Genomic DNA, 1217 nt, shown 5'->3' with positions numbered 1-1217 from the left:
GAGAAAAAGCGATGGTTGCGGATGCCTGAGCCGGATTAGTGTGCCTGAAAAATAGCTTTCCGCTTAAAAACACGACAAAAACTGCATTTTCATACTTAAACCTACGCACGAGCGCCGCATCAAAGGGATAGTTCGTTCTGACATTCATGGTTGGGCGCTCTCAGAAGAGGCGATTCAATCTCCTAACCATCAAAAATGATTTTGTCGATGCTGAAGCCATCTACGAAGCAGCATCTTGCCCGTCCATGCGATTTGTTTAACCCAGAACTGAGGCTCAACAGGCTATGCGTGCCCTGCATCGGATCAGGGAATCCTTGGTGAGATTAAGACAACGAACCAGATGCATGCTTTTTTACTGGAATTTGGTATCAGTATGCCCGTCGGCATTGCCGTTATAAGACGGCTTTCAACGGTGTTGGCTGATAATGAACTTCCGGCCTATCTTGCACGGTTACTGATGCGTTTACATGCGCATTATCTTTACCTGACAGAGCAGATCACTGAACTGGAAACAGAGCTGGAGCAGGAACTGGGCCATGATGAAACAGGACAGCACCTTCAGACTATACCGGGTATAGGGCCAATAACCGCCAGCGTTTTATCTTCTCAGTTGGGCGATGGTAAGCAATATGCCAGCAGCCGGGATCTCGCTGCTTCAACCGGACTGGTACCACGCCAGTACAGACGAGCGGCAAAAATACACTTTTAGGCATAAGTAAACGCGGAGATAAAAACCTGCGACGTTTGCTGGTTCAATGTGCTAGGCTGTCTGTCTATCCAGAGAATCGAACATCAGTCAGGAAGTCTGGCTGAATGGGTAAGAACTCAGTTTGAACGAAAGCACTCAAATGTAGTGGCCTATGCCCTAGCGAACAAGATGGCCCGAATAGCGTGGGCAATAACGAGCCGGCAAACCGTGTTTGAAAGGTAACGGTAACGCAGTTTACCTGACGGGTTAATCGTTAATAACGTAGTTCCCTATCTGGTTTTGCGAAGACTGATTATTGATGACATGAACGGCGTATCGACCTAGTGAAAACCTAACATAAAAAATGGCTCTCTGAAATCAAAAATCAGTGTTGCAAAAATGGTGGGGACCATAGATTTTTATGCCTGCTATTCGCCGAATACCGGCAGCCAGTCACCGTATGAGAACAGTGATACTAGCGCATCGGCACTACCGCACAGAGCCCCATCCCCAGTCGAAACGCAACAAA

The 1217-nt window shown here is 47.5% G+C and carries 1 pseudogene; it reads left to right on the top strand.

Annotated elements, in window-relative coordinates:
- Positions 1–191 precede the first annotated feature (191 nt).
- Positions 192–931, top strand: a pseudogene (locus BBW68_RS09805) (IS110 family RNA-guided transposase); the annotation flags it as partial.
- Between the last annotated feature and the right edge of the window lie 286 nt (positions 932–1217).

The sequence above is a fragment of the Candidatus Erwinia dacicola genome (assembly GCF_001756855.1).
Taxonomy (GTDB): domain Bacteria; phylum Pseudomonadota; class Gammaproteobacteria; order Enterobacterales; family Enterobacteriaceae; genus Erwinia; species Erwinia dacicola.
Note: the sequence above shows the minus strand (reverse complement) of the source record. Positions and strands in the feature narration are given on the sequence as shown.